Genomic DNA, 22,650 nt, shown 5'->3' on the forward strand with positions numbered 1-22,650 from the left:
AAGGCCCGGAACGCTGATCCGCGCTCCGGGCCCCTCAGGATCTTGCGACCCCCGAGCGCGTCGCCGCGCTCAAACTTTGAGGCTAGAGCCCTCTCATGAGGGCTCTAGTGGGGCGAGGCCCCGAAGATCACGTAGATGAACGCGAACAGGAACAGCCAGACCACGTCCACGAAGTGCCAGTACCAGGCCGCCGCTTCGAAGCCGAAGTGCTGCTTGGGCGTGAAGGCGCCGTTCATCAGGCGGATCAGGCAGACCAGCAGGAACAGGGTGCCGACGAACACGTGGAAGCCGTGGAAGCCGGTGGCCAGGAAGAAGGTCGAGCCATAGAGGCCCGAGTTCACGGCGGCTTCCGAGTAGAACAGCTTCTCGTGGTTGATGTGGCTGTACTCGTAGATCTGGATGGTCGTGAACAGCACGCCCAGCAGGATGGTCAGGATCAGGCCCCACCTGGCGCCCTTGCGGTCGCCGACCTGCAGCGCGTGGTGCGCCCAGGTGACCGTGGTGCCCGAGAGCAGCAGGGTCAGGGTGTTGACCAGCGGCAGGTGCCAGGGCGAGACGGTCTCGACGCCGGCGGGCGGCCAGGTGGCCCAGGCGGTGCGGACTTCCTCGATCGCCGACAGGGTGCGGTGATGATGGAACAGCGCCATCTCGAAGAACATCCAGAACCACGCCACGAAGAACATCACTTCCGAGGCGATGAACAGGATCATGCCGTAGCGCAGGCCGATCGAGACGACCGGGGTGTGGTCGCCGGCCTTGGCTTCCTTGGCCACGTCCGACCACCAGCCGAACATGGTGTAGAGCACGCCCGCGATGCCGGCGGCGAAGATGGCCCAGTTGCCCTTCTCGATGCCGAGAACGCCGCCCTTGATCCAGCCGATCAGGCCGATGGCCATGACGGTGGCTGCGGCCGAGCCCACGAAGGGCCACGGGCTGGGCGGAAGGATGTGGTAGTCGTGTTTGACGGCGCCGGCCATGTTGCTGCTAACCCTTATATCCCTCTGATCACGGTCGCTGGTCCCCCGCGCCGTGGTCGTTGTGAAACGCTATAGCCCTCTCGACGGTGCGCCGCCAAGGGGTTCCACGATGCGAGGCGTCGCCGCCGCCGCAACTTTGGTCTTCTTGCCGTCGTCGACGGCGGGGAAGAACGTGTAGCTGAGCGTGATCTCGTTCTTTCCGACGGTCTCGGGATCCTTTACGTATTGCGGATCCACGAAGTAGACGACCGGGAACTCCACCGTCTGGTGGGGCTGGATCGTCTGGCTGGTGAAGCAGAAGCACTCCAGCTTCTGGAAATACGGCCCCGCCGATTCCGGCACGACATTGTAGAGCGCCCGGCCGGTCATCGGCTTGTCGGTGGGGTTGGTGACCTTGAAGAAGGCCAGGCCCGTCTCGCCGATGCGCACGTCCTGGCTGGACTGCAGCGCCTGGAATTTCCAGGGCAGCTCGCGGATGTTGGCGTCGAAGCGGATGGTGACCTTGCGGTCGAGGATCTTGTCCGGCTTGGCCTCGGCCTTGCGGACCGTGCCGTCGAAACCGGTCGCCTGGCAGAACAGCTTGTACAGCGGGACGGCCGCATAGGCCGCGCCAACCATGCCGAAGAAGGCGGCGGCGCAGATCAGCGCCACCTTGCCGTTGCGGCGCGCGGCCTGCTCTTGCGGGGTCAGGTCCGCCTTGGGGGGGCGTTTCTTAGGGGTGCGGGTGGGCGACATTGGCGCCGAGCCTCACGAGGGTGACGACGAAGACCATGATGACGAAGGCCACGAGGCCCAGGCCGAGCGCGATGTTGCGCCCGTCCCGCGCCTTCTTGGCGGCGTCCCTGTTGGCTTGAGTGTCTAGGGGTTGATTCACTTGAGCAGCTCCAGGGCGCGCACGCCCGACACGGCTTCGCCCAACAGGGCGGCGAACATCGCGAAAAGATAGAGGATCGAGAAGGCGAACAGGTTGCGGGCGGCTTTCGAGCCGGCTGCCTTCTCGTCCTCGGTGACCTCATAGAGGGCGCGGTCGGTCACGCGCGGGTCGGCCGCGTCGCCCGCCTTGCTGGCGAAAACGCGCCAGGCGAGGATCAGGAACACCGCGCCGCCCAGACCGGCCACGGCCAGGTAGATCGGACCGCCCAGGCCGGTCAGCACCGGCGCCAGGCAGATCGGGATCAGGATCAGGCTGTAGATCAGGATCTGCTTGCGGGTTTCCTTGGCGCCCTTGACCACCGGCAGCATCGGCACCCCGGCCTTGGCGTAGTCCGTGGTGACGTACAGCGACAGCGCCCAGAAGTGCGGCGGGGTCCAGAAGAAGATGATGGCGACCATCAGCCAGGCGTTCAGCGGGGCCGAGCCCGTGGCCGCGGCCCAGCCGATGGCGGGCGGCAGGGCGCCGGCCAGACCGCCGATGACGATGTTCTGCGCCGTCCAGCGCTTGAGCCACATCGTGTAGACGACGGCGTAGAAGACGATGGTGAAGGCCAGCAGGGCGGCCGCGAACCAGTTGATCGCGAAACCCAGGAACATCACCGACAGGAGCGAGAGCACGACGCCCAGCGAGGCGGCCTCCTCGCCCTTGACCTTGCCGGCCGGGACCGGACGGCCGCGCGTGCGGCGCATCTGCTGGTCGATGTCGGCGTCGTACCACATGTTCAGCGCGCCCGAGGCGCCGGCCCCGACGGCGATGCACAGCACCGCGATGGCGCCCAGGACCGGATGGATCGGCGCGCGGGCGGCCAGCAGGCCCGTCAGGCCCGTGAACACCACCAGCGACATGACGCGCGGCTTCATCAGCTGGAAGTAGTCCTGCCAACGCGCGGCCTGAGACAGGTCTGGCTGCGACGTGTCGGGCTGAACGGTCTCCGGGGTCATGGCGAGGGTCTTCGACATCGGGGTGAACATATCGGTCTTGAATGGGCGAAGGGCGCGGCCCGGACCCTTAAGGATCCTGACCGCGCCCCTTTTTGCTTCAGGTCAAACCCGGAAGCCGGCCTTAGTGGTAGCCGTCTTCCTTGATCACCGGCGGTTCGCTGAACTGGTGGAACGGCGGCGGCGAGGACAGGGTCCATTCCAGCGTCGTGGCGCCTTCGCCCCACGGGTTGGCTTCCGCCGGGCGGCGACGGATCGCGGCTTCCAGCAGCATGATCATGAAGATGCCGACGGCGACGACGGTAATCATGTAACCGACCGTCGAGACGTAGTTCCACTTCGTGAAGGCATCCGGATAGTCGACGTAGCGACGCGGCATGCCTTGCAGGCCGAGGAAGTGCTGCGGGAAGAAGATCAGGTTCACGCCGACGAACATCACCCAGAAGTGGGCGCAGCCGAGGAACTCGTTGTACTTCACGCCCCACATCTTCTCGAACCAGTAGTAGAAGCCCGCGAAGATGGCGAAGACGGCGCCCAGAGACAGCACGTAGTGGAAGTGGGCGACCACGTAGTAGGTGTCGTGCAGGCTGTAGTCGATGCCGGCGTTCGACAGGACCACGCCGGTCACGCCGCCGACGGTGAACAGGAAGATGAAGCCCATCGCCCACAGCATGGGCGTCTTGAAGTCCAGCGAGCCGCCCCACATCGTGGCGATCCAGCTGAAGATCTTCACGCCCGTCGGGACGGCGATGATCATCGTGGCGGCCACGAAATAGGCGCGCAGGTTGATGCTCATGCCGACCGTGTACATGTGGTGCGCCCACACGACGAAGCCGACGAAGCCGATGGCGACCATGGCGTAGGCCATCGCCAGGTAGCCGAAGACCGGCTTCTTGGAGAAGGTCGAGACGATGTGGCTGATGATGCCGAACCCGGGCAGGATCAGAATGTACACTTCCGGGTGACCGAAGAACCAGAACAGGTGCTGGAACATGACGGGGTCGCCGCCGGCGGCCGGGTCGAAGAAGTGGGTGCCGAAGTTACGGTCGGTCAGCAGCATGGTGATGGCGCCGGCCAGGACGGGCAGCGACAGCAGCAGCAGGAAGGCGGTGATCAGCACCGACCAGGCGAACAGCGGCATGCGGTGCAGGGTCATGCCCGGCGCGCGCATGTTGAAGATCGTGGTGATGAAGTTGATCGCGCCCAGGATCGAGCTCGCGCCGGCCAGGTGGAGCGACAGGATCGCCAGGTCCATGGCCGGACCCTTGTGGCCGATGGTCGAGAGCGGCGGATAGATCGTCCAGCCGCCGCCGAAGCCGTGGCCGGGACCGCCGTCGACGAACATCGAGGTGACCAGCAGGACCCAGGCGGCGACCAGCAGCCAGAACGAGATGTTGTTCATCCGCGGGAAGGCCATGTCCGGCGCGCCGATCATGATCGGGACGAACCAGTTGCCGAAGCCGCCGATCATGGCGGGCATGACCATGAAGAAGATCATGATCAGGGCGTGGGCGGTGACCACGGCGTTGTAGCCGTGCTTGCCCTTGAAGATGCCCATCTGCGCCAGCATGCCGGTGTCCGAGAACACCTGGATGCCCGGCTCCATCAGCTCCCAGCGGATCAGGCCCGACAGGGCCCCGCCGACGATGCCCGCCATGATGGCGAACAGGATGTACAGGGTGCCGATGTCCTTGTGGTTCGTCGAGAAGAACCAGCGGGCGATGAAGGGCGGCTTGTGGTCGGCGTCGTCATGACCGCCGTGCGCGTCGTGAGTGTCTGCGGCGTGAGCCATCGGACTTCTATCCTACGATCGTATCTTAGGCCGCCGGCGCGGCGGGAGCCGCGGCCGGAGCGGAAGCGGGGGCGGGAGCCGAAGCGGGGGTCACGGCGGCGTCCGCCGGAGCGGCCGGCGCGGCGGCCGGAGCCGGCGGAGCGACCTTCTCCTTGACCCAGGCGTCGAACTCGCCTTGCGAGACCACGCGGATCTCGATGGGCATGTTCGAGTGGTCAACGCCGCAGAGTTCCGAGCACTGGCCGTAATAGACGCCGGTCTTCTCGGCCTTGAACCAGGTTTCGTTCAGGCGGCCCGGGATGGCGTCGATCTTCAGGCCGAAGGCCGGCAGGGCGAAGGCGTGGATCACGTCGGCGCCGGTGACCTGGACGCGGACGACCTGATTGACGGGAACGACCATCGCCTTGTCGGCGGCCAGCAGGTACGGGACCTTCTTGGCGTCGGCCTGTTCCTTGGTCAGCGGCAGCGACACGATCTCGCTGATCTTCTGGTCCGGGTACTCGTAGCCCCAATACCACTGATAGCCCGTGGCCTTCACGGTCATGTAGGGCTTCGGCATGTTGTTGTAGGCGAACAGCAGGCGGAACGAGAAGATGGCGATGACCATCAGGATCAGGACGGGGAACACCGTCCAGATGATCTCGATCGTGGTGTTGTGGCTGAACTTCGCCGGAACCGGGTTCGCCTTCTTATTATAGCGAACGATGATCCAGATCAGCAGGCCCAGAACCAGCAGGGTGATGGCCGTGATGATCGGCATCAGCACCAGGTTGTGGAAGCGGATAGCGTCGTGCTTCAGGACCGAGGCGGCCGGCTGAAGGTCAATGGCCCCCGGCGTCGGCTGGCCCAGCAGATCCTCGGCGAGGGCGTTCCCCGCGAGCATCCCAGAAAACACCATTGCGGCGGCGAGGGCGGACGCGCCCGTCATGATCCGCCGAATCCCCGAAAATTGCGCCTTCATATCCCTCACGGCCCGTTTCAGCGGCGGTTTTTGAGCCCGATCAAGGCCGCGCCGCGCCGACTTGCATATTACAATCCCGGAGCGCTCCACAATCGACTTCGCGCTCGTAGAATCGCGCGTCGACGTCAGCCCGCCCCGAGGATCGGTCCGGAGGCTGCATACGCGCATCCCTAGCGGTTGCCAAGCGCCAGAGACCACGCGCGCGGCATGGGATTGCCCGTAATCCCGGCCTAGGGCCGCTCCAGTCAAGAACCATTCTCATCAAGCCCAAAAACCTCCGTCCGCATCATTACGTATCATTCATGAGTAGGTACCTTGCACCACTCAGTACCTGGCGGTAGAAGAGAGCATCAACGGAGGCAAGGACGCCGTGCCGGAAACGATTGAAATCCAACTGAAGAAAGGCGTGCTGGCGCTGTGCGTGCTGGCCCTGCTCTCGCACGCCGACAGCTACGCCTACGAGATCGCCAGCAGGCTGACGAGGGACATCGATATGGGGGAAGGGACGATCTATCCGCTGATGCGCCGCATGCAGTCGGATGGGCTGGTCGAGACCTATCTGGTTGAAAGCCAGAGTGGTCCGCCGCGCAAATACTACCGCTTGACCACCACCGGGCGTCAAAGCCTGGAGCAGCAGAGGGCCGAATGGTCGGCGTTCTCGCGAGCGGTCAACGACATCGTGGGAGCCGCCGCATGAACCGCGCCGAGTTCATCACCCGTCTGCGACGGGGTCTCGCCGGCCTGCCGGTGACCACCATCGCCGACATCGTCGCCGATCACGAGGCGCACTTCGCCGACGCGCAAGCCGCCGGTCGCAGCGAGGCCGAAACGGCGGCGGCCCTCGGCGATCCCGACCGCCTGGCCCGCGAACTGCGCGCCGAGAACGGTCTCAAGCAGTGGGAGGAGAAGAAGAACCCCTCCAACGCCCTGGCCGCCGTCCTGGCCCTGCTGGGCCTGGGGGCCCTGGACGTGATGTTCCTGCTGCCCCTGCTGATGGGCGTGCTGGGCGTCCTGTTCGGGATGCTGGTCGCGGTCGTGACCATCTTCATCGCGGGCGGCTTCGTCTTCGCCGCCGGCCCGCTGACCGGACCGCCCGGCGGACCGCTCACCGCCTTCCTGGCGGGTCTGGGCATGATGGGCGTGGCCACCTGCCTCGGCGCCCTGCTGACGCTGGCCACCGTCGGGGTCTTCAACGCGGTCGTCTGGTACGCCCGCCTTCACTTCCGGCTGCTGAAGCCGGCCATGGACCAAGCCTGAGCGGCATTAGGAGGGGACAATGTTGATCCGCAATACGCTCATCGTCGCCGGGGCCAGCTTCGTGCTCGCCGTCGGCTGCTTCGCCGGGGTGGCGGCTCTCGCCGGCCCCGACATTCTCAAGAACGGCTGGACCCTGCCGCTGGAGCATGACGAGACCATCGTCATCCGCGAGAACGGCAAGGTGGTCCGCACTGGACGGCACTTCGTCCAGGGCCGGCACGCCGAACCCAGCGTCGACCGCACCTTCGCCTGGACGGGCAAGGACGAGCTGATCATCGACCTGCCGGTCGACGTGGTCTTCGTCCAGGGCGCCGAGGCCAAGATCGTCGCCTCGGGACCCAGGAGCTATATCGACCGCCTGCGCGTCGAGGGCGGCCGCATCACCCTGGGCGACAACGACGGCGTCGACCATGACAGCATCACGATCAACGCGTTCGGCGTGCATGTCGAAAGCGACTCCGATCGGGTGAGGATCACGGTCATCGCCCCGGACGTCACCAAGTTCGACGTCCGCGGTTCGGGCGACCTGGAGGTCCGCAAGTACGACCACCCGGCCTTCGCCGTGTCGGTCAGCGGCAGCGGCGACGTCGAGGCCGCCGGCCGGGTCGAGACCATCGCGGTCGACAATTCGGGCTCGGGCTACGTCAACCTGACCGACCTGAAGGCCAAGGACGCGGTGTTCGACGTTTCCGGCAGCGGCGGCGGCGCCCTGTTCGCCACCAACAAGGCCAAGATCGACATCTCCGGCAGCGGCGACGTCGAGCTGCGCACCGAACCCAAGACGGTGACCAGCGAGATCAGCGGTTCGGGCGAGATCCGCCGCGAATACTGATCTTCGAGATATCCGATCTCCCCGGCGAAGCCGGGGCCCAGATGCAAGAGCGCCCGCGTTCCGGACAGGATCGTGGGCGTTTTTTGCATGCGCCTCGCAGCCATAAGACCTGGATTCCGGCTTTCGCCGGGAAGATCGGAAGCTGGTGTGACGAAGGGGGCGGGGTGACGGACGCGCTCGGAAGTCCTACCTGTAGGGCCATGAACGCTCCGCTCTCCGCCTCTTCCTTGGCCGCCCCTTCCCTTCTGGACGCCGCTGGCGTCGATCGCGACCGCGCCCAGTCGATTCTCGGCGAAGCCCTCGCCGGCGCCGACGATGGCGAACTGTTTCTCGAACGCTCCGAGAGCGAAGCCTTCGTCTTCGACGACGGACGCCTGAAGAGCGCCTCCTATGACAGCGGCGAAGGCTTCGGCCTGCGCGTCGTGGCCGGCGAGACGGCGGGCTACGCCCATGCCGCCGAAATCTCCGAAGCCGCCATCCGCCGCGCCGCCGATTCGGCCAGCCTGGCCAAGCGTGGCTACAGTGGCGTCAGCGCCGAGGGTCCACGCTCGACCAACGAGCGCCTGTACGGCGAGGACGACCCCGTCAGCGCCCCCGACTTCTCGGACAAGGTCAGCCTGCTCCAGGAGATCGACGCCTTCGCCCGCGCCCGCGACCCGCGCGTCGTGCAGGTGATGGCCTCGCTGGCCGGCGAGCGCCGGGTGGTCGAGATCCTGCGCGCCGACGGCAAGCTGCTCCGCGACGTGCGCCCCCTGGTGCGGGTCAATGTCCAGGTCACGGTCGAGAAGGATGGCAAGCGCGAGAGCGGCTCGTCCGGCGCCGGCGGCCGCGCCGGCTTCGCCGCCTGGATCTCGCCCGACAAGTGGCGGGACCAGGTCGACGAAGCCCTGCGCATGGCGCTGGTCAATCTGGACGCCGTCGCCTGCCCGGCCGGCGAGATGGACGTGGTGCTCGGCCCCGGCTGGAACGGCGTGCTGCTGCACGAGGCCGTCGGCCACGGCCTGGAAGGCGACTTCAACCGCAAGGGCATCAGCGCCTTCTCGGGCCGCATCGGCGAGCGCGTGGCGGCCAAGGGCGTCACGGTGTTCGACGACGGCTCGCTGCCCGGCCGCCGCGGCTCGCTGACCATCGACGACGAGGGCACGCCCACCGAGCGCACGATCCTCATCGAGGATGGCGTCCTCGTCGGCTACATGCACGACCGAATGAGCGCGCGCCTGATGGGCATGAAGGCCACCGGCAACGGCCGCCGCCAGTCCTACGCCCACATGCCTTTGCCGCGCATGACCAACACCGGCATGCTGGCCGGCAAGGACGATCCCCAGGAGATGATCGCATCGCTGAAGCGCGGCCTCTACTGCGCCAATTTCGGCGGCGGCCAGGTCGACATCACCAACGGCAAGTTCGTCTTCCAGTGCACCGAGGCCTATCTGGTCGAGCACGGCAAGATCACGGCCCCGGTCAAGGGCGCGACCCTGATCGGCGACGGCCCGTCGGCCCTGACCCGCGTGACGATGATCGGCGACGACTTCGACTTCGACCCCGGCATCGGCGTGTGCGGCAAGTCCGGCCAGGGCGTGCCCGTGGGCGTGGGCCAGCCGAGCCTGAAGATCACCGGCCTCACCGTGGGCGGGACGGCGGTTTAACCCAAACTCCGATTTCCCCGGCGAAAGCCGGGACCCAGATGCAAGAGCGCCCGTGTTCCGGAGAGGATCGCGGGCGTTTCTGCATGCGCCTCACAGCCTTACGATCTAGGTCCCGGCTTTCGCCGGGAAGATCGGATTAAAGGGTGCGCTCCAGATAGGTGACCGTCTTCTTCCCGCCGTGGATCTGGGCCGTCCCCACGGGGACGAAGCCGAGCGCGGCGTGGAACTTGTCCGAAGCCGGGTTGGGCGGATCGGAATTGACCTCGCAGACGATCCGCTCGTGCCCCGCCGCCCTGGCCACGGCGAACAGGTCGGCATAGAGCGCGCGCGCCAGGCCCCTGCCCCGCGCGCTGTCGGCCACCACCACCCGGTCGACATAGACGAAGGCCGGGTAGCGCGCGCGGAACCACAGATAGTTGACGCTGTCATAGTCGGCGGCCTGGTCGAAGGTCAGAAGCAGCGCGTCGGCCACGCCCACCCGGCGCGCCACGAAAGCCTCGGCGACCAGATGCGCCAGCCGCTCGGGCTCCAGCCACGACAGCTCGACGGCGTGGGTGTTGTTCAGCGCCAGCAGCGCCTGCCCGTCCGGACCGGTCAGGTCGTCGGTCGTCAGCGGCTTCACAAGGTCGGTCATCGGGCCCTCCGTCGGGTCTCGGACCTATGGCTCGGCGGCCGCCCGCGCAACCTTGCAAAGGTTTAATCCACCTGTCGGGCTTGTAACTTCCCTCGCGGCGCGGCGAGCGCCACCTTGCCTCCAGGTTTTCACCGACGAACTTCGGGTAGGAGCGGAAACGGACTTCGGGGTTTGAGCCACCGCGAAGGACGGTCCCACCTGGGGTCGAGGCGCGGCCCCTCCGCGCCTCGTGAGAAGGGCCCCAGTCCATGCTGGGGCCCTTCGTTCCTTATTCAGTCTAGGCCCCCGAGGCGTCGGCGACCGTCGGGCCGGTGGTGTCGTCGGCGCCGTGTGACCACTTCTTGAGGACCGGCGAGAGCAGCAGGAAGCCGATCCCGATCACCACCGACACCAGGCCGATGACGTTGAACACCTTCAGCGAGGCGGCGAGCGCCGCGCCGGGGTCCAGCACCTGGCCGCCGACCGTCTCGGTGGCCGCCAGGCCGGCGATCTTGCCGCCGACCCACTGGGCGATGGCCACGGCCATGAACCAGACCGCCATCATGAACGACACCACCGCGGCGGGCGACAGCTTGGTCATCTGCGACAGGCCGACCGGCGACATGCACAGCTCGCCGGTGGTGTGCAGCATGTACATCAGCGCCAGGAAGATCAGCGGCATCTTGAAGGCGCCGTCGGCGAAGGTGGAGCCCCACTGCAGCAGCAGGAAGCCGGCGCCGACCTGGATCAGCGCCAGGCCGAACTTGACGACCGGATTGGGGTCCTTGCCGCGCGCGCCCAGGAAGGTCCAGAGCGCGGCCAGAACGGGCGCGAAGATCAGGATCCAGCCGGCGTTCAGGGCCTGGGTCTGCGGGGCGTTGAAGCTGGTGTTGACCCAGAAGGTCGAGGCCGCGTCGATGCCGGCCTTGGCCAACTGCTCGGGCGTGGCCAGGGTCACCGCGCCGCTGAACAGCCGGACGGGCTCGCGGACGAGATCCAGCTGGACGTTGGTCGCGGCGAACAGGCTCAGCGACGAGCCGGCCTGCTCGAACAGCGTCCAGAACACCACAGCGCCGAAGATCAGGAACACCGCCAGGGCGAGGCGCTCGCGCTCTTCCTTGCCGCATTTGCGGAACATGAACCAGCCGATGTAGCCCAGCGAGGCCAGGATGCCGATGTTCAGGGCGACGCCGACCACGGCGTTGAACTGCACGAGGAAGAAGATCCCGATCAGACCCAGCAGGGAGACGGCGTAGATGGCCAGCTCGCGGTTGATGGGACCCAGGACCTTTTCCTTCAGGACCTTGGGCTGGGGCGGCTCGGCCTTGCCTTCCAGCCAGGGCTTGCCCAGCACGAAGACCACGAAGCCGGCCAGCATGCCCACGCCGGCCAGGCCGAAGCCGGCCCACCAGCCGACGTTCACGCCCAAAAGGCCGCAGAGGATCGAAGCCCAGAACGAGCCAAGGTTGATGCCGTAGTAGTAGAGGGTGAAGCCCGGATCCCGGCGCGGATCGCCTTGCGGGTACAGCTGGCCGACGATGGTCGAGATGTTGGGCTTCAGGAAGCCGACGCCCAGGATGATCAGCGACAGCGAGAACCAGAAGATGTTCAGGTACAGCGGATCGCGCCCCGTCACGTCCAGCTTGTAGTCGGCCTTCGGGAGGACGGCGGGCAGCGGCGCGCCGGCCGGCAGATCCTTGATCTCGAACTCGCCAGCCTTGGTGGCGGCCACGTCATAGGGCTTGCCCGCGATCACCAGCTTGGCCACGCGGTCCTGTCCCCGGCCCTCCGCCAGAAACTCATAGGTCGCGCCCTGATAGGTCAGGGTCTGCACGGCGGGCTTGCCCTCGATCGCCATGGCCAGGTGACCCGCGACGAGCAGGATCGCGCCGAACGCGACCGCCTTGCGCGTGCCCAGCCACTTGTCGGCCAGGAAGCCGCCAATCAGCGGCAGCAGATAGACCAGCGCGGTGTAGGAGCCGTAGTGGCCGGACGCGACCTTCGGGTCGAACAGGAAATGCTGAGTCAGATAGAAGATCAGGATGGCGCGCATGCCGTAGTAGGAGAAGCGCTCCCACATCTCGGCCAGGAAGCAGATGATCAGGCCGCGCGGGTGGCCGCGCAGCAGCTGGACCAAGACGGGAATGCCGGTCACGAGCGTGACCAGGATCCCCGCGGCGATGACGATATTCATACGCTAGCCTTGAAACATGACGAGAGACGGGAACCTGACCCCCCGGTCAAATCATCCCCGTCGACCCCAATTTGGCGGGGAGAAGATCACGCGGCTGACGGTTTCACAAGCAACGGCTTGCCGCTGACGTAAACGGCCCCATGTTCGCTTGGGAGCTTGGCGGTCGCCCCGCGCGTTTGGCTAGGCGAACCCTTTGCCACGACGGGAGCCCGCCATGAAGATCCCCGACGAAGACCACCCCATCACCATTGAGCGCGCCCCGACGACCGTGCGCGTCCTGTTCGAAGGCCATGAGATCGCCGACAGCGACGACGTCCTGGTCCTGAAGGAAGCCAACTATCCGCCGGTCTATTACTTCGCGCGCGAGGACGTGCAGATGCTGTTCCTGCGTAGGACCGACAAGGTGACCCATTGCCCCTACAAGGGCGACGCCAACTACTTCACCATCTATCGCGACGCCAAGGTCATCGAGAACGCCGTGTGGTCCTACGAGGCTCCGTTCGCGGCGGTCAGCCAGATCGCCAATCGCGTGGCCTTCTATCCCGAGCACGTCGAGTTCCAGCTGGGCGAGCTTACGGCCGCCCGGACCGAAGCGGTCGATGTCGACGACGCGATCCGCCACACCGATAGCGGTTCGGGCCGCAGCCAGGCCGAGCACTGGCCGCCGAACGTCGACATGCCCGATCCCGAACGGGCCGAGCGCGACATCGACCAACCCTACAGGGGCGTCGGCGCCCCGTAGCGCGACGCCCGGCTTAAACCGACCTTAACTCTTGGGAGCGTGACCATGCGGTTCAGCTCCCGTCAGAGGGGCGCGGAGGAAACCATGGCCTACGTCTCATACGATCGGGCTGTTCACGCGACCAATCCCGTTCGCCGCCTCGCCTGGGGTCGGCTCTTCACGCTCGCCGCCGCCATCGGCCTGTGGGTGGCGGTTATCGTCGGAGTCCGCGCGATCTTCTAGAGCGCCGGGTCAGTGCGTGTGGCTGGCGGCGGCCGCGCCGCCCAGGCGCATGACCGTGATCCTGGCGACCATCCGCGCTGAACGGGCCGGACGCAGGTCGCCCTCCACGACGAGTTTGAAGGGGCCGTCCTTGGCCGCCAGCGGCGCGCCGTCGGCGCGGTCGGCCAGGATGATGCGGTTCGCGCGCGTCCCAGGATCCGCCTCGGCCAGGCCCAGCGCCACCGCGTAGCCGTCGTTGGCCTCGACCAGCACGACATCGGCCATCTCAGGCCCGCGCAGCGCCTTGCCCGTCGGCGCGCCGGCCTTGGCCAGCACATCGATCAGCAGCGGCCCCTCATAGACATGGCTTTCGCCGTGACCCGCGAAAGCCATGGTCTGGCGCGGCAAGGCGGCCAATTCGGCGGCGGTCAGGGTCACGGCCTGGCCGTCGGGCCCGACCAGCGCCAGGTTCTGGGCCAGCACCGGCGTCGCGAGGACGGTGAGCGCAACGGCGCCGAGCAGCAAGCGAAGCATTCGAAACCCTCGTTATGCAGTCAAGATACATAACGAGATTTCACGCCACGCTCCACCTCGATCTCAGTACGCGCAGTCCGTGAACACCCGACTGATGTCGCCCCGCCATGCGCCGTTGTAGAGCGACAGCAGCTTTTCGGCGGGGGTGACGCCGCTGTCGGCGATCTGTTCCAGCTCGCCCAGATAGATGGTCTCGTCCAGGAAGCCGCCGTTCAGGTGGGCGCGGTTCTTCAGGCCCGACTTGGCGATGGCCACGAAGTCCTTGGCGACGTCCTGGGCCGTGCGGCCGGCGACGGTCGCCTTCAGGCCCAGCTTCGGCACATCGCGGCGCAGGCCCTCGCGGTCCTCCAGCGTCCAGTCCTTGCAAAGGTCCCAGGCGGCGGCCAGGGCCGCGTCGTCATAGAACACGCCGGTCCAGAGGGCCGGCAGGGCGCACAGACGGCTCCACGGGCCGGCGTCGGCGCCGCGCATCTCCAGATAGGTCTTCAGGCGCACTTCCGGGAAGGCGGTCGTCGTGTGGTCGACGAAGTCCTTGATCGTGGCGATCTCGCCCGGCAGCTCGGGCAGCTTGCCCTCGATGAAGTCGCGGAAGGATCGTCCAGCCACGTCGATATACTTGTCGCCGCGCTTGACGAAATACATCGGCACGTCCAGCGCGTAGCGGGCGTAGCGCTCGAAATCGAAGCCGTCCTCGAACACGAAATCCAAGAGGCCCGTGCGGTTCGGATCGGTGTCGGTCCAGACATTCGCCCGCGCGGAGAGGAAGCCGTTCGGCTTTCCTTCCGTGAACGGAGAATTGGCGAACAGCGCCGTGGCGATCGGCTGCAGGGCCAGGCTCATGCGGAACTTGGCGACCATGTCGGCTTCGCTGGAGAAGTCGAGATTGGCCTGCACCGTGCAGGTGCGCAGCATCATGTCGAGGCCCAGATTGCCGACCTTGGGCATGTAGTTTCGCATGATGACGTACCGGCCCTTGGGCATGACCGGCACCTGCTCGCGCGTCCACAGCGGCGAGAAGCCCACGCCCAAGAAGCCCAGACCCAGCTCGTCGGCGACGGTCTTGACCTCGTCCAGGTGCTGGCCGGTCTCGTCGCAGATGTCGTGCATGGTCGCCAGGGGCGCGCCGCTGAGCTCGAACTGGCCGCCCGGCTCCAGGCTGACATTGGCCCCATTGCGCTCGAGGCCGATGACGACCTCGCCCTCCATGACCGGGGTCCAGCCGAAACGCCGCAGGCCGGTCAGCAGGGCGTGAATCCCCTTGTCGCCCTCGTATGGAACCGGCGCGTGCGATCCCAGATAGAAGCCGAACTTCTCGTGCTCGGCCCCCACGCGGAAAGCCTCCTTGGGCTTGCTGCCCGCAGCGAAATATTCGGTCAGATCGGCGAGCGTCAGTTGACACTCTTGGACGTTAGCGGTGTCGGCCATGCAAGCCGTCCCTCCCCAGGGTGCGATGCTGCGGGAGGAGAGGGCCCATTCTCTCCGCCGACGGCGAACTTCAGTCTCGCCCAGTTGGGCGTTTTCTTTGCGAACCTCAAGGGGCGACCTTGAGCATATATTTTTACCGCCAATCCCCAGCGGCCGCCTGCCACAGGGTCATGGCCGAGATCGCGGCGGTGTCGGCCCGCAGGATGCGAGGGCCAAGCGACACCGGCGTGACGAAGGAAAGCCCCCGCAGCCGCTCGCGTTCCTCCGGCGCGAACCCGCCTTCCGGACCGATCAGGATGGCGGCCGGCGCGCCCGTTCCCGCCAGCGCTTCGATCGCCGGCTTCGCATCGCCGCCCTCGTCGCAGAACACCAGCCGCCGGGCCGGATCCCAGTCGTCGAGGATCTTGTCCAGCTTCTCCGGGTCGGCGACCTCGGGCACGTCCAGGCGACCGGTCTGCTCGGCGGCCTCCATGGCGATGGCGTCCAGGCGCGCCAGCTTGACGAAGTCGACGTTCGTCCGTCGGGTGATGGTCAGCCGCACACGGCGCGCGCCCAGCTCGGCTGCCTTCTCGACGATGGTCTCGACCCGGCCGCGCTTGACCATGGCGATGATCAGGTCGAGGTCCGGCCCGATCTCCATCGGCCGGGCCTGTTCCTCGGCCTTCAGCAGGCAGCCGCGCTTGGTCGACTCGATGATGCTCGCGCGCCACTCGCCGTCGCGGCCGTTGAACAGCAGAACCTCCGCCCCGACACCCAGGCGCATCACCGATGTCAGATAGCGCGACTGGTCGACGGTGGGGACGACGCCGGCCCCGGCGGAGAGATCGTTGGGAACGAAAAGACGGATCATGCGGCTCTTCTAGCGCAACTCCTCTTTCCGGGGGTAGGCTCCGCGCATGAGCAAGCACGACGACTACGAGAACGAACTCGCCCAGCTGCAGCTGGCCCTGATCGCCATGCAGAAGAAGGCCATCAAGGACGGCTGGAAGATCCTGGCCGTCTTCGAGGGCCGCGACGCCGCCGGCAAGGACGGCACCATCGCGCGCATCACCGAGCACCTGTCCAAGCGCGACACCACGATCGCGGCCCTGCCCAAGCCGACCGACCGCGAGCGCAGCGAGTGGTATTTCCAGCGCTATGTCGACTACTTGCCCGCCTGTGGCGAAGTGGTGATCTTCAACCGCTCCTGGTACAACCGGGCCGGGGTCGAGCGGGTGATGAACTTCTCCACGCCCGAGCAGCAGGAGCAGTTCCTGCGCGACGTGCCGGCCTTCGAGCGGATGCTGGTCGAGAATGGCCTGCGCTACGTCAAGTTCTGGCTCGACATCAGCCGCGACGAGCAAGCCCAGCGCCTGAAGGCCCGCCGCGAGGACCCGCTGAAAGCCTTCAAGACCAGCGACCTGGACAAGGTCGCCGAGGAAAAGTGGGACGACTACACCAAGGCCCGCGACGAGATGTTCATGCGCACCCACAGCGATGTCGCGCCGTGGATCTGCGTGCGCGCCGACCACAAGAAGGAAGCCCGGCTCAACGTCATCCGCTGGCTGCTGCACGCGGCCGGCGACAAGAAGCTGGCCAAGGGCGTGGCCAAGCCGGATCCCAGCGTGATCTTCTCGTTCGAGCCGACCGCGCTGAAGGATGGGCGGCTGGCGCGCTAGCTCAATAACCAAACCGATCTTCCCGGCGAAGGCCGGGACCCAGATCGAACCCACGGACATCGGGATGTCCGCAATGCGGTTGGCGCGTCATGCCCCGCCGCTCAGGCTGGATCTGGGCCCCGGCCTTCGCCGGGGAGATCGGAGTCTTGGGTTAGCGCGCCCCGTACAGCGCCATGACGTCCCGGCGGAACGCCGCGCCGCTGTCGGGGCGGCTGTAGAACATGTGCCCGCCCGGATAGTTGGACAGGGTCACGCGGCCGTTGGCCGTGGCCGGAATGGCGTCGACGATCAGGCGCGAGGCGAAGAACGGGCACGACAGGTCATTGTAGCCGTGGACGATCAGCACCTTCAGCTTCGGGTCGACCGAGACGACCTTGCGCAGGTCGGAGACCGACTCGGTGTCGGCGCCGCGACCGCGATCCCACAGGCGGTTGACGTTGCCCGACAGGGCCTCGTAGCGCGCCTCGGGCTTCCAGCCGACGATGCGGGTGGTGAAGTCGACGATGGCGCTGGTCGTCGGCGCGATGATCGCGTCGAGTATCGGGTCGTTGACCTCCTGCTCGGGCGCGTTGGGGAAGGGATCCAGCGAGGTGACGTTGCTGTCGTAGCGGCTGCCCAGGCGCCCCTTGTCGCGGAACACCTCGCGCAGGAACGACTGGGTCTCCAGGCGGCCGCCGGCGCGACGGACATAGGTCGGATCCAGGCCCGTCATGGCCGAGACCTTGGTCGTCAGACGGTCCAGGGCGGCGGGGTCCGAGCCCTTCATCAGGTCGACCATGTATTCGCCGCGCGTGTAGTCCTCGACGGCCTTGATGGTCTCGGGCGTCAGCTTGCCGTCGCGCTCCAGCTTGGCGGCGGCGATGGACGGCAGGGTCCACATGGCCGGCAGGGGCGAGACCTCCTGGCTGGCGCGGCCGGCGCTGGACAGCAGCGGCGAGACCAGCACGACGCCCTTCACCGCGACGCCCAGATCCGTCTGCAGCTCATAGGCCAGGCGCGGACCGCGGAAGCCGCCGTAGCTTTCGCCAACCAGGTACTTGGGCGAGGCCAGGCGCTCGGTCTTGACCAGGTAGTCGAAGACGATGCGCGACAGGTAGTCGATGTCCTGCTTGACGCCGTAGAAGCGCTTCTTGGTCTCGTCCTCGCTGACCAGCGAGCGCGAGAAGCCGGTGCCGACCGGGTCGATGAAGACGAGGTCGGTGAAGTCCAGCCAGCTGGCGGGGTTGTCTTCCAGCTTGCTGAACGACGAGGGGCTGTCGCCCTCGGCGCCAAACTGTACGCGCTTGGGGCCCAGGGCGAAGTTCAGATAGACCGAGGCCGCGCCAGGGCCGCCGTTGAAGGCCACCGTGATGGGGCGATTGGGATCGCGCGGGCCGTCGACGATGTACGAGGTGTAGACCACCTCGGCGACCTTCTTGCCCTTCTCGTCCCGCACCGGCAGCACGCCGACCGTCGCGGTGTACGCGACGACCTTGCCGCCGATCGTCGCCGTCTGCTTGACGGACTTGTCGGCCGGGAACGCCGGCAGGTCGGACTTGGCCTCGGCGGCCGGCTTGTCGCCGCCCTTTTCCTGGGCCAAGGCCGGGGCGCCGCCGAGCACCGCCGTGACGAGAAGGGCCGCGACGCTGGCCCGGAAAAGCTGTTTCATTACTACCCCTCCAAAGAGGCTGAAATTGCTAAGCCAAGCGGGGAAGCTTCACAACCGCGCGCGGGCGTGATGGTCTGAGGCCGACAAGGGGAGACGCCGGATGAGCTCGACCGACGCCATGACGGCGCGAAAGACGGCCGCGACGCGCCTGGCCATCGGCCTGGCCCAGGGGATCGCCCTCTTCCTGCTGCAGAAGGCCGACGAGTCGAAGGCCTGGCCGGCGACCGTGCCGATGCTCTACGCGCCGCTGCTGGTCTGCGCCCTGATGGTCCCGATGATCCCGCTGGCCGCGCTGTCGGCCATGCGGCGCACGGCGCTGATCGCCTGGACCGCCGTCGCGGTCGCCCTGGCGGCGATCCTGGCCGTCCACGCCGCCTGGACCGGGGCCGAGCCTCAACGCCTGGGCGCGGGCCCTCTGTCGCCGCCGATCTTCATCGCCGCGGCCGCCCTGCTGTTCATCGCCCATCACCTGGTCCAGCCGGCCGACGCCGCCCGCAAGCCGGTCGCGCCCTATGCGGACTATTTCGACCTGGCCTTCACCAACCTGATCCGGCTGTTCCTGTCGCTGGCTTTCACCGGGGCCTTCTGGCTGCTGCTGTTCCTGGCGGGAGCGCTGTTCAAGTTGATCGGCGTCCAGGCGATCCAGAAGCTGATCGGCGAGACCGCCTTCGCCTTCCCGGCTACCGGCCTGATGTTCGCCGCCGCCGTCCACATGGCCGTGCAGTTGACCGAGGCCCGCGCCGGCCTGGTGCGCGGCGTGCGCACGGTCGGCCTGACCCTGCTGGCCTGGCTGTCGCCGCTGATGGTGGTGATCGCCGGCGGGTTCCTGGCCACCCTGCCCTTCACGGGCCTGGCCCCGCTGTGGGGCACCAAGGCCGCCACGTCCCTGCTGCTGTCAGCCGCCGCCGCCCTGATCATCCTGGTCAACGCGGCCTATCAGGACGGCGTCGAGCCGCCCTCGACGATCCCGCGCTGGGCGGCGCGGATCGCCGGCCTGCTGCTGATTCCGATCGTGATCCTGGCCGCCTACGCCCTGTGGCTGCGGGTCGACCAATATGGCCTGACGCCCGACCGGGTGTTCGCCGGCGCCTATCTGGTGGTCGCGATCGGCTTCACCATCGGCTACGCGTTCGCCGCCCTGAAGCCCGGCCCGTGGATGAAGACCCTGGAGCCGACCAATCTGATCATGGCCGCCGTCTCGGTGCTGCTGCTGCTCGCCCTGTTCACCCCGATCGCCGACCCGGCGCGACTGTCGGTAAACAGCCAGGTGAAGCGACTGGAGCGCGGCAAGGTCGCGGCGGAGAAATTCGACTTCCAGTTTCTGCGCTTCGACAGCGGTCGGTACGGGCGTTTGGCGCTCGAACGCCTGAAGGCCCATCCCGACGCCGAAGTCGCCAAGCGTGCTCGCGAGGCCGCCGCCAGCACCGAGAAGCGCTACGCCGCCAGCGAAGCGCGTCCCAACTTCAAGGCGATGTCCGTCTATCCGGTCGGCAAGGCTCTGCCCAAGAGCTTCATCGCGCAGGACTGGTCGAAGCCGTCGGGCTCGAACTGCACTGGCGCCGCCATGCAGTGTCCGGCCCTGGTCGCCGACGTCGACGCCGACGGCAGGGACGAGGTCCTGCTGGCCGAGGGCGACCGCCTGAAGGTGTTCTCGGAGGGCGCGGATCACACCTGGAGCCTGACCGCCATCGCCTTGGCGGGCTGCGAGAGCTATGACCTCGAAACCTGGATGAAGGCCGGCCCGCCCACGCTGGGCGAGCCCGTCGCTCGTCGCGACCTGATCCTCGATGGTCGACGCTTGCCCCTCCAGCCCGCGAGCAAAGACTGCCAGGCCAGCGGCGCGCCGACCGCTCCGCCGAAGGACGGCGCTGTCAGCCCCGACAAGAAGTGACTACGCCACCCCCGCGCTGATCGCGTTCAGCCGGGCATAGACCCCGCCCTGCGCCGTCAGCTCGGCGTGGCGCCCCTCCTCGACGACGCGGCCGCCCTGGAAGACCAGGATGCGGTCGGCGCCGCGCACGGTCGACAGGCGGTGGGCGATGACGATCGTGGTCCGGCCCTCCATCAGCGCCTCGGCGGCGGCCTGGACATGGCCCTCGGTCTCGACGTCCAGCGACGAGGTCGCCTCGTCCAGGACCAGGATCGGCGCGTCGGTCAGGAAGGCGCGCGCGATGGCCACGCGCTGGCGCTCGCCGCCCGACAGCTTGACGCCGCGCTCGCCGACCAGGGTGTCGTAGCCCTTGGGCAGGCGCAGGATGAAGTCGTGGGCGCGGGCCTTCTTGGCCGCCGCCTCGACCTCCTCGCGGGTCGCGCCGGGCTTGCCATAGGCGATGTTCTCGTAGAGCGAGCGGTGGAACAGGGCCGGATCCTGCGGCACCACCGCGATGGCGCGGCGCAAGGACGCCTGGGTCACCTTCGACACGTCCTGGCCGTCGATCACCACCGCCCCGTCCTGCAGGTCATGCAGGCGCTGGACCAGCTTGACGAAGGTCGACTTGCCCGAGCCCGTCGGCCCGACCAGCGCCACCCGCTCGCCGGGCGCGATCTTCAGGGAGAAGTGGTCGTACAGCGGCGCGCCGGCCGCCTTGTAGCGGAAGGTCACGTTCCTGAACTCGATCGCGCCCGCGCCCGGCTTGAAGTCCGGCGCGCCAGGGGCGTCGGCGATCTGCGGCTCAAGGCGGGTCCAGGCCGCGACGTCCTCGGTGTCGTCGATGCCCTTCTGCAGCATGCGGATATTCTCGCCCAGGTTCCGCAGATAGCCGCTCATCAGCATGAAGGCGGTGATGGCGAAGGCGACGTCGCCGGGCGTGGCCGTGCCCTTGGCCCAGCCCCAGACCATCGAGCCGGTCAGGCCCGCCTGCAGCAGCACGAGCAGCAGGTTCTGGCCCAGCCACACATCGGTGAAACGGCTCCAGGTGACCATGACAGCCTCGCGCCAGGCGGCGGTGACCTCGGCCAGGCGCGCGGCCTCGCGCTGTTCGGCGCCGAAGCTCTTGACGGTCGGGTTGGAGGTCACGGCGTCGGCCAGAGCCCCGCCGATCTGGGAATCCAGGGCGTTGGAGCGCAGGTTGCTGGGCCGCACATAGCGCTCGGTGATCCACAGGTTCACCGACAGATAGGCGACGACCACGACCAGCGACACCGCGCCCGCCAGGGGCTGGCGCAGCAGCATGCCGATCGACAGGCCGACCAGCACGATGATCCCCGGCCCCAGCCAGATGGTCACCGCGTCGGTGACGCTGTCATAGCCCCACATGGCCCGGGTCAGCTTGCGCACGGTCGCGCCGGCGAAGCTGTCGGCATGCCAGTCCGACGAGAAGGCCTGCACCTTGGCGAAGCCCTCGTTGGTCATCTCCTCCATGTTCCGGGCCGCCAGCGGGATCCAGAACCGATGGGCGATGTTGCGGATCACCGCGAAGGCGAAATACACGCCGACGAAGACGCCCAGGGCCTTCCAGGCACCGGCGTCGCCGCGCGGCTTGCTGGTGACGGTGTCGACGAGGTGGCCCGAAGCGTAAGGCAGCGCCAGGTCGAAGGCGATCGCCAGCAGGGTCAGGCTGACGCCGAAGCCGAACAGCACCGGCCGCCGCTTCCAGAACCGGGCCACGAAGCCCAGCACCTGGCGGTTGGACAGCGCGCGCTTGCGGGCGCCGGTTTCGTCTTCATCCTCGAAAGCGTCGGTCATGGCGCGGAGATAGTGCTTTCCCGCCTGTTCGTCAGCCCCGCCGCTTGCGCCCGCCGCCGAACGGTCGCCAGCGCAGGAACCACAGGATCGCCGGCCCGACCACCGGCACGCGCAGCATCGGCCGCACGGCGTGGGGGCGGGTCTTCAGGAAGCACAGCACCGCGCCGATCCAGAACACCGTGGTCGGCATGCCCGGCGTGACGATCCCCACCGCGCCGGTCGCCAGCAGCGCCCCGCCCAGGCCATCCAGCACCCAGCGCTCGACGCGGCTCAGGCGGCGGCGCGGCTTGCGGGCGGGTTCAGGAGTCATGCGCCCAAGCTAACGCGTCGCGTTCGCGCTCGGAAGCCTTAGAACGCCTCCGCCACCCCGCCCACGCGGCGCGGCGGACGGCTGTTCAGGCCGCGCCGGATCTTCGGGCCGAACTTGGTGGCCGAGGTCAGCCGCGCCACCATGCCGTGGTCGCCGGCCAGGGCGAACAGCCTGCCGGCGGCGGTCCACAGGCGGGTGGTCACCGGGTGGGGCAGGACGATGCCGGCGCCGACGCCGGCCAGCAGCAGGCTCCAGCCGGAGAGACGGATTGCGGCGGTGGTCATAATTGTCGCTCCTGCGAAT

General features: G+C 67.4%; 23 protein-coding genes and 1 pseudogene. 8 read left to right on the forward strand and 16 right to left on the reverse strand.

Features of this window, described 5'->3' with window-relative positions; all coding sequences use genetic code 11:
- Nucleotides 1–104: 104 nt before the first annotated feature.
- The 6 genes from AC1RNC_RS20810 to coxB all read right to left on the reverse strand — a co-directional run bounded on the left by AC1RNC_RS20810 (nucleotide 105) and on the right by coxB (nucleotide 5,602).
- The gene (locus tag AC1RNC_RS20810; protein WP_492888167.1) at nucleotides 105–977 is read right to left on the reverse strand and encodes a cytochrome c oxidase subunit 3; all 873 of its coding nucleotides are present in this window, start codon (nucleotides 975–977) and stop codon (nucleotides 105–107) included.
- A gap of 69 nt (nucleotides 978–1,046) precedes the next feature.
- Nucleotides 1,047–1,712 carry a cytochrome c oxidase assembly protein gene (locus AC1RNC_RS20815; protein ID WP_492888168.1) on the reverse strand — a complete coding sequence of 222 codons (666 nt, stop codon included), beginning with the start codon at nucleotides 1,710–1,712 and terminating at the stop codon, nucleotides 1,047–1,049.
- Nucleotides 1,690–1,851 carry a cytochrome c oxidase system small membrane protein gene (locus AC1RNC_RS20820; protein WP_099575476.1) on the reverse strand — a complete coding sequence of 54 codons (162 nt, stop codon included), beginning with the start codon at nucleotides 1,849–1,851 and terminating at the stop codon, nucleotides 1,690–1,692. The genes AC1RNC_RS20815 and AC1RNC_RS20820 overlap by 23 nt, the downstream gene beginning before the upstream one ends.
- Nucleotides 1,848–2,870: a heme o synthase gene (gene cyoE / locus AC1RNC_RS20825; protein ID WP_492888267.1), complete on the reverse strand. Its 1,023-nt coding sequence runs from the start codon at nucleotides 2,868–2,870 to the stop codon at nucleotides 1,848–1,850. Before cyoE ends, AC1RNC_RS20820 begins: the two co-directional genes overlap by 4 nt.
- A gap of 103 nt (nucleotides 2,871–2,973) precedes the next feature.
- Nucleotides 2,974–4,641, reverse strand: a complete 1,668-nt coding sequence (gene ctaD / locus AC1RNC_RS20830) for a cytochrome c oxidase subunit I (RefSeq protein WP_492888169.1) — start codon at nucleotides 4,639–4,641, stop codon at nucleotides 2,974–2,976.
- Between the two features lie 25 nt (nucleotides 4,642–4,666).
- A complete protein-coding gene (coxB, locus tag AC1RNC_RS20835) occupies nucleotides 4,667–5,602 on the reverse strand; it encodes a cytochrome c oxidase subunit II (protein ID WP_492888170.1) in 936 nt (311 codons plus the stop codon).
- Between the two features lie 370 nt (nucleotides 5,603–5,972).
- Here coxB and AC1RNC_RS20840 point away from each other — a divergent pair, with 370 nt between their 5' ends.
- The 4 genes from AC1RNC_RS20840 to tldD all read left to right on the forward strand — a co-directional run bounded on the left by AC1RNC_RS20840 (nucleotide 5,973) and on the right by tldD (nucleotide 9,337).
- Nucleotides 5,973–6,299 (forward strand): PadR family transcriptional regulator, encoded by a 327-nt coding sequence (locus AC1RNC_RS20840; RefSeq protein ID WP_492837456.1) that lies wholly within the window; start codon nucleotides 5,973–5,975, stop codon nucleotides 6,297–6,299.
- Nucleotides 6,296–6,859: a DUF1700 domain-containing protein gene (locus AC1RNC_RS20845; RefSeq protein WP_125155027.1), complete on the forward strand. Its 564-nt coding sequence runs from the start codon at nucleotides 6,296–6,298 to the stop codon at nucleotides 6,857–6,859. Before AC1RNC_RS20840 ends, AC1RNC_RS20845 begins: the two co-directional genes overlap by 4 nt.
- Before the next feature lie 19 nt (nucleotides 6,860–6,878).
- Nucleotides 6,879–7,691: a GIN domain-containing protein gene (locus AC1RNC_RS20850; RefSeq protein ID WP_492888171.1), complete on the forward strand. Its 813-nt coding sequence runs from the start codon at nucleotides 6,879–6,881 to the stop codon at nucleotides 7,689–7,691.
- Between the two features lie 200 nt (nucleotides 7,692–7,891).
- On the forward strand, nucleotides 7,892–9,337 hold the full coding sequence (gene tldD / locus AC1RNC_RS20855) for a metalloprotease TldD (protein ID WP_492888173.1): 1,446 nt from the start codon (nucleotides 7,892–7,894) through the stop codon (nucleotides 9,335–9,337).
- 136 nt (nucleotides 9,338–9,473) lie between these two features.
- On the opposite strand, the gene AC1RNC_RS20860 is transcribed toward tldD, so the two are convergent.
- From AC1RNC_RS20860 to AC1RNC_RS20870, 3 genes and pseudogenes are all read right to left on the reverse strand, one after another.
- Nucleotides 9,474–9,971, reverse strand: coding sequence for a GNAT family N-acetyltransferase (locus AC1RNC_RS20860; RefSeq protein WP_492888174.1), 498 nt, complete (start codon nucleotides 9,969–9,971; stop codon nucleotides 9,474–9,476).
- Between the two features lie 277 nt (nucleotides 9,972–10,248).
- Nucleotides 10,249–12,144: a peptide MFS transporter gene (locus AC1RNC_RS20865; RefSeq protein ID WP_492888175.1), complete on the reverse strand. Its 1,896-nt coding sequence runs from the start codon at nucleotides 12,142–12,144 to the stop codon at nucleotides 10,249–10,251.
- A 51-nt stretch (nucleotides 12,145–12,195) separates the two neighbouring features.
- Nucleotides 12,196–12,291, reverse strand: a pseudogene (locus tag AC1RNC_RS20870) (hypothetical protein); the annotation flags it as partial.
- A 67-nt stretch (nucleotides 12,292–12,358) separates the two neighbouring features.
- On the opposite strand from AC1RNC_RS20870, the gene AC1RNC_RS20875 reads away from it, so the two are divergent.
- Together AC1RNC_RS20875 and AC1RNC_RS20880 are read left to right on the forward strand one after the other, a co-directional pair.
- Nucleotides 12,359–12,886, forward strand: coding sequence for a DUF427 domain-containing protein (locus AC1RNC_RS20875; RefSeq protein ID WP_492888176.1), 528 nt, complete (start codon nucleotides 12,359–12,361; stop codon nucleotides 12,884–12,886).
- 84 nt (nucleotides 12,887–12,970) lie between these two features.
- The gene (locus AC1RNC_RS20880; RefSeq protein ID WP_492888177.1) at nucleotides 12,971–13,108 is read left to right on the forward strand and encodes a hypothetical protein; all 138 of its coding nucleotides are present in this window, start codon (nucleotides 12,971–12,973) and stop codon (nucleotides 13,106–13,108) included.
- A gap of 9 nt (nucleotides 13,109–13,117) precedes the next feature.
- On the opposite strand, the gene AC1RNC_RS20885 is transcribed toward AC1RNC_RS20880, so the two are convergent.
- The 3 genes from AC1RNC_RS20885 to AC1RNC_RS20895 form a co-directional block, all read right to left on the reverse strand.
- Nucleotides 13,118–13,621: a molybdopterin-dependent oxidoreductase gene (locus tag AC1RNC_RS20885; RefSeq protein ID WP_492888178.1), complete on the reverse strand. Its 504-nt coding sequence runs from the start codon at nucleotides 13,619–13,621 to the stop codon at nucleotides 13,118–13,120.
- Nucleotides 13,622–13,684: 63 nt separating this feature from the next.
- Nucleotides 13,685–15,046 (reverse strand): glutamate--cysteine ligase, encoded by a 1,362-nt coding sequence (locus tag AC1RNC_RS20890; RefSeq protein WP_492888179.1) that lies wholly within the window; start codon nucleotides 15,044–15,046, stop codon nucleotides 13,685–13,687.
- A 133-nt stretch (nucleotides 15,047–15,179) separates the two neighbouring features.
- Nucleotides 15,180–15,896, reverse strand: coding sequence for a 16S rRNA (uracil(1498)-N(3))-methyltransferase (locus AC1RNC_RS20895; RefSeq protein WP_492888180.1), 717 nt, complete (start codon nucleotides 15,894–15,896; stop codon nucleotides 15,180–15,182).
- Between the two features lie 46 nt (nucleotides 15,897–15,942).
- On the opposite strand from AC1RNC_RS20895, the gene ppk2 reads away from it, so the two are divergent.
- Complete coding sequence (gene ppk2, locus AC1RNC_RS20900; protein WP_492888181.1) at nucleotides 15,943–16,704, forward strand: polyphosphate kinase 2; 762 nt, start codon at nucleotides 15,943–15,945, stop codon at nucleotides 16,702–16,704.
- A gap of 151 nt (nucleotides 16,705–16,855) precedes the next feature.
- On the opposite strand, the gene AC1RNC_RS20905 is transcribed toward ppk2, so the two are convergent.
- Nucleotides 16,856–18,352, reverse strand: a complete 1,497-nt coding sequence (locus AC1RNC_RS20905; protein WP_492888182.1) for a S10 family peptidase — start codon at nucleotides 18,350–18,352, stop codon at nucleotides 16,856–16,858.
- A 118-nt stretch (nucleotides 18,353–18,470) separates the two neighbouring features.
- Between AC1RNC_RS20905 and AC1RNC_RS20910 the strand changes: the two genes are divergently transcribed.
- Complete coding sequence (locus tag AC1RNC_RS20910) at nucleotides 18,471–20,243, forward strand: DUF4153 domain-containing protein (RefSeq protein ID WP_492888268.1); 1,773 nt, start codon at nucleotides 18,471–18,473, stop codon at nucleotides 20,241–20,243.
- Here the strand turns inward: AC1RNC_RS20910 and AC1RNC_RS20915 are convergent, their stop codons facing one another.
- Genes AC1RNC_RS20915 through AC1RNC_RS20925 form a run of 3 tightly spaced genes read right to left on the reverse strand, consistent with a single transcriptional unit; the run spans nucleotide 20,244 to nucleotide 22,631 of the window.
- Complete coding sequence (locus AC1RNC_RS20915; protein ID WP_492888183.1) at nucleotides 20,244–22,037, reverse strand: ABC transporter ATP-binding protein; 1,794 nt, start codon at nucleotides 22,035–22,037, stop codon at nucleotides 20,244–20,246. It abuts the gene before it with no gap.
- Nucleotides 22,038–22,068: 31 nt separating this feature from the next.
- Nucleotides 22,069–22,347: a DUF454 family protein gene (locus AC1RNC_RS20920; RefSeq protein WP_492888184.1), complete on the reverse strand. Its 279-nt coding sequence runs from the start codon at nucleotides 22,345–22,347 to the stop codon at nucleotides 22,069–22,071.
- 38 nt (nucleotides 22,348–22,385) lie between these two features.
- A complete protein-coding gene (locus AC1RNC_RS20925; RefSeq protein ID WP_492888185.1) occupies nucleotides 22,386–22,631 on the reverse strand; it encodes a hypothetical protein in 246 nt (81 codons plus the stop codon).
- Nucleotides 22,632–22,650 lie beyond the last annotated feature (19 nt).

The sequence above is a fragment of the Caulobacter sp. GW822-FHT01G02 genome, from assembly GCF_058802865.1.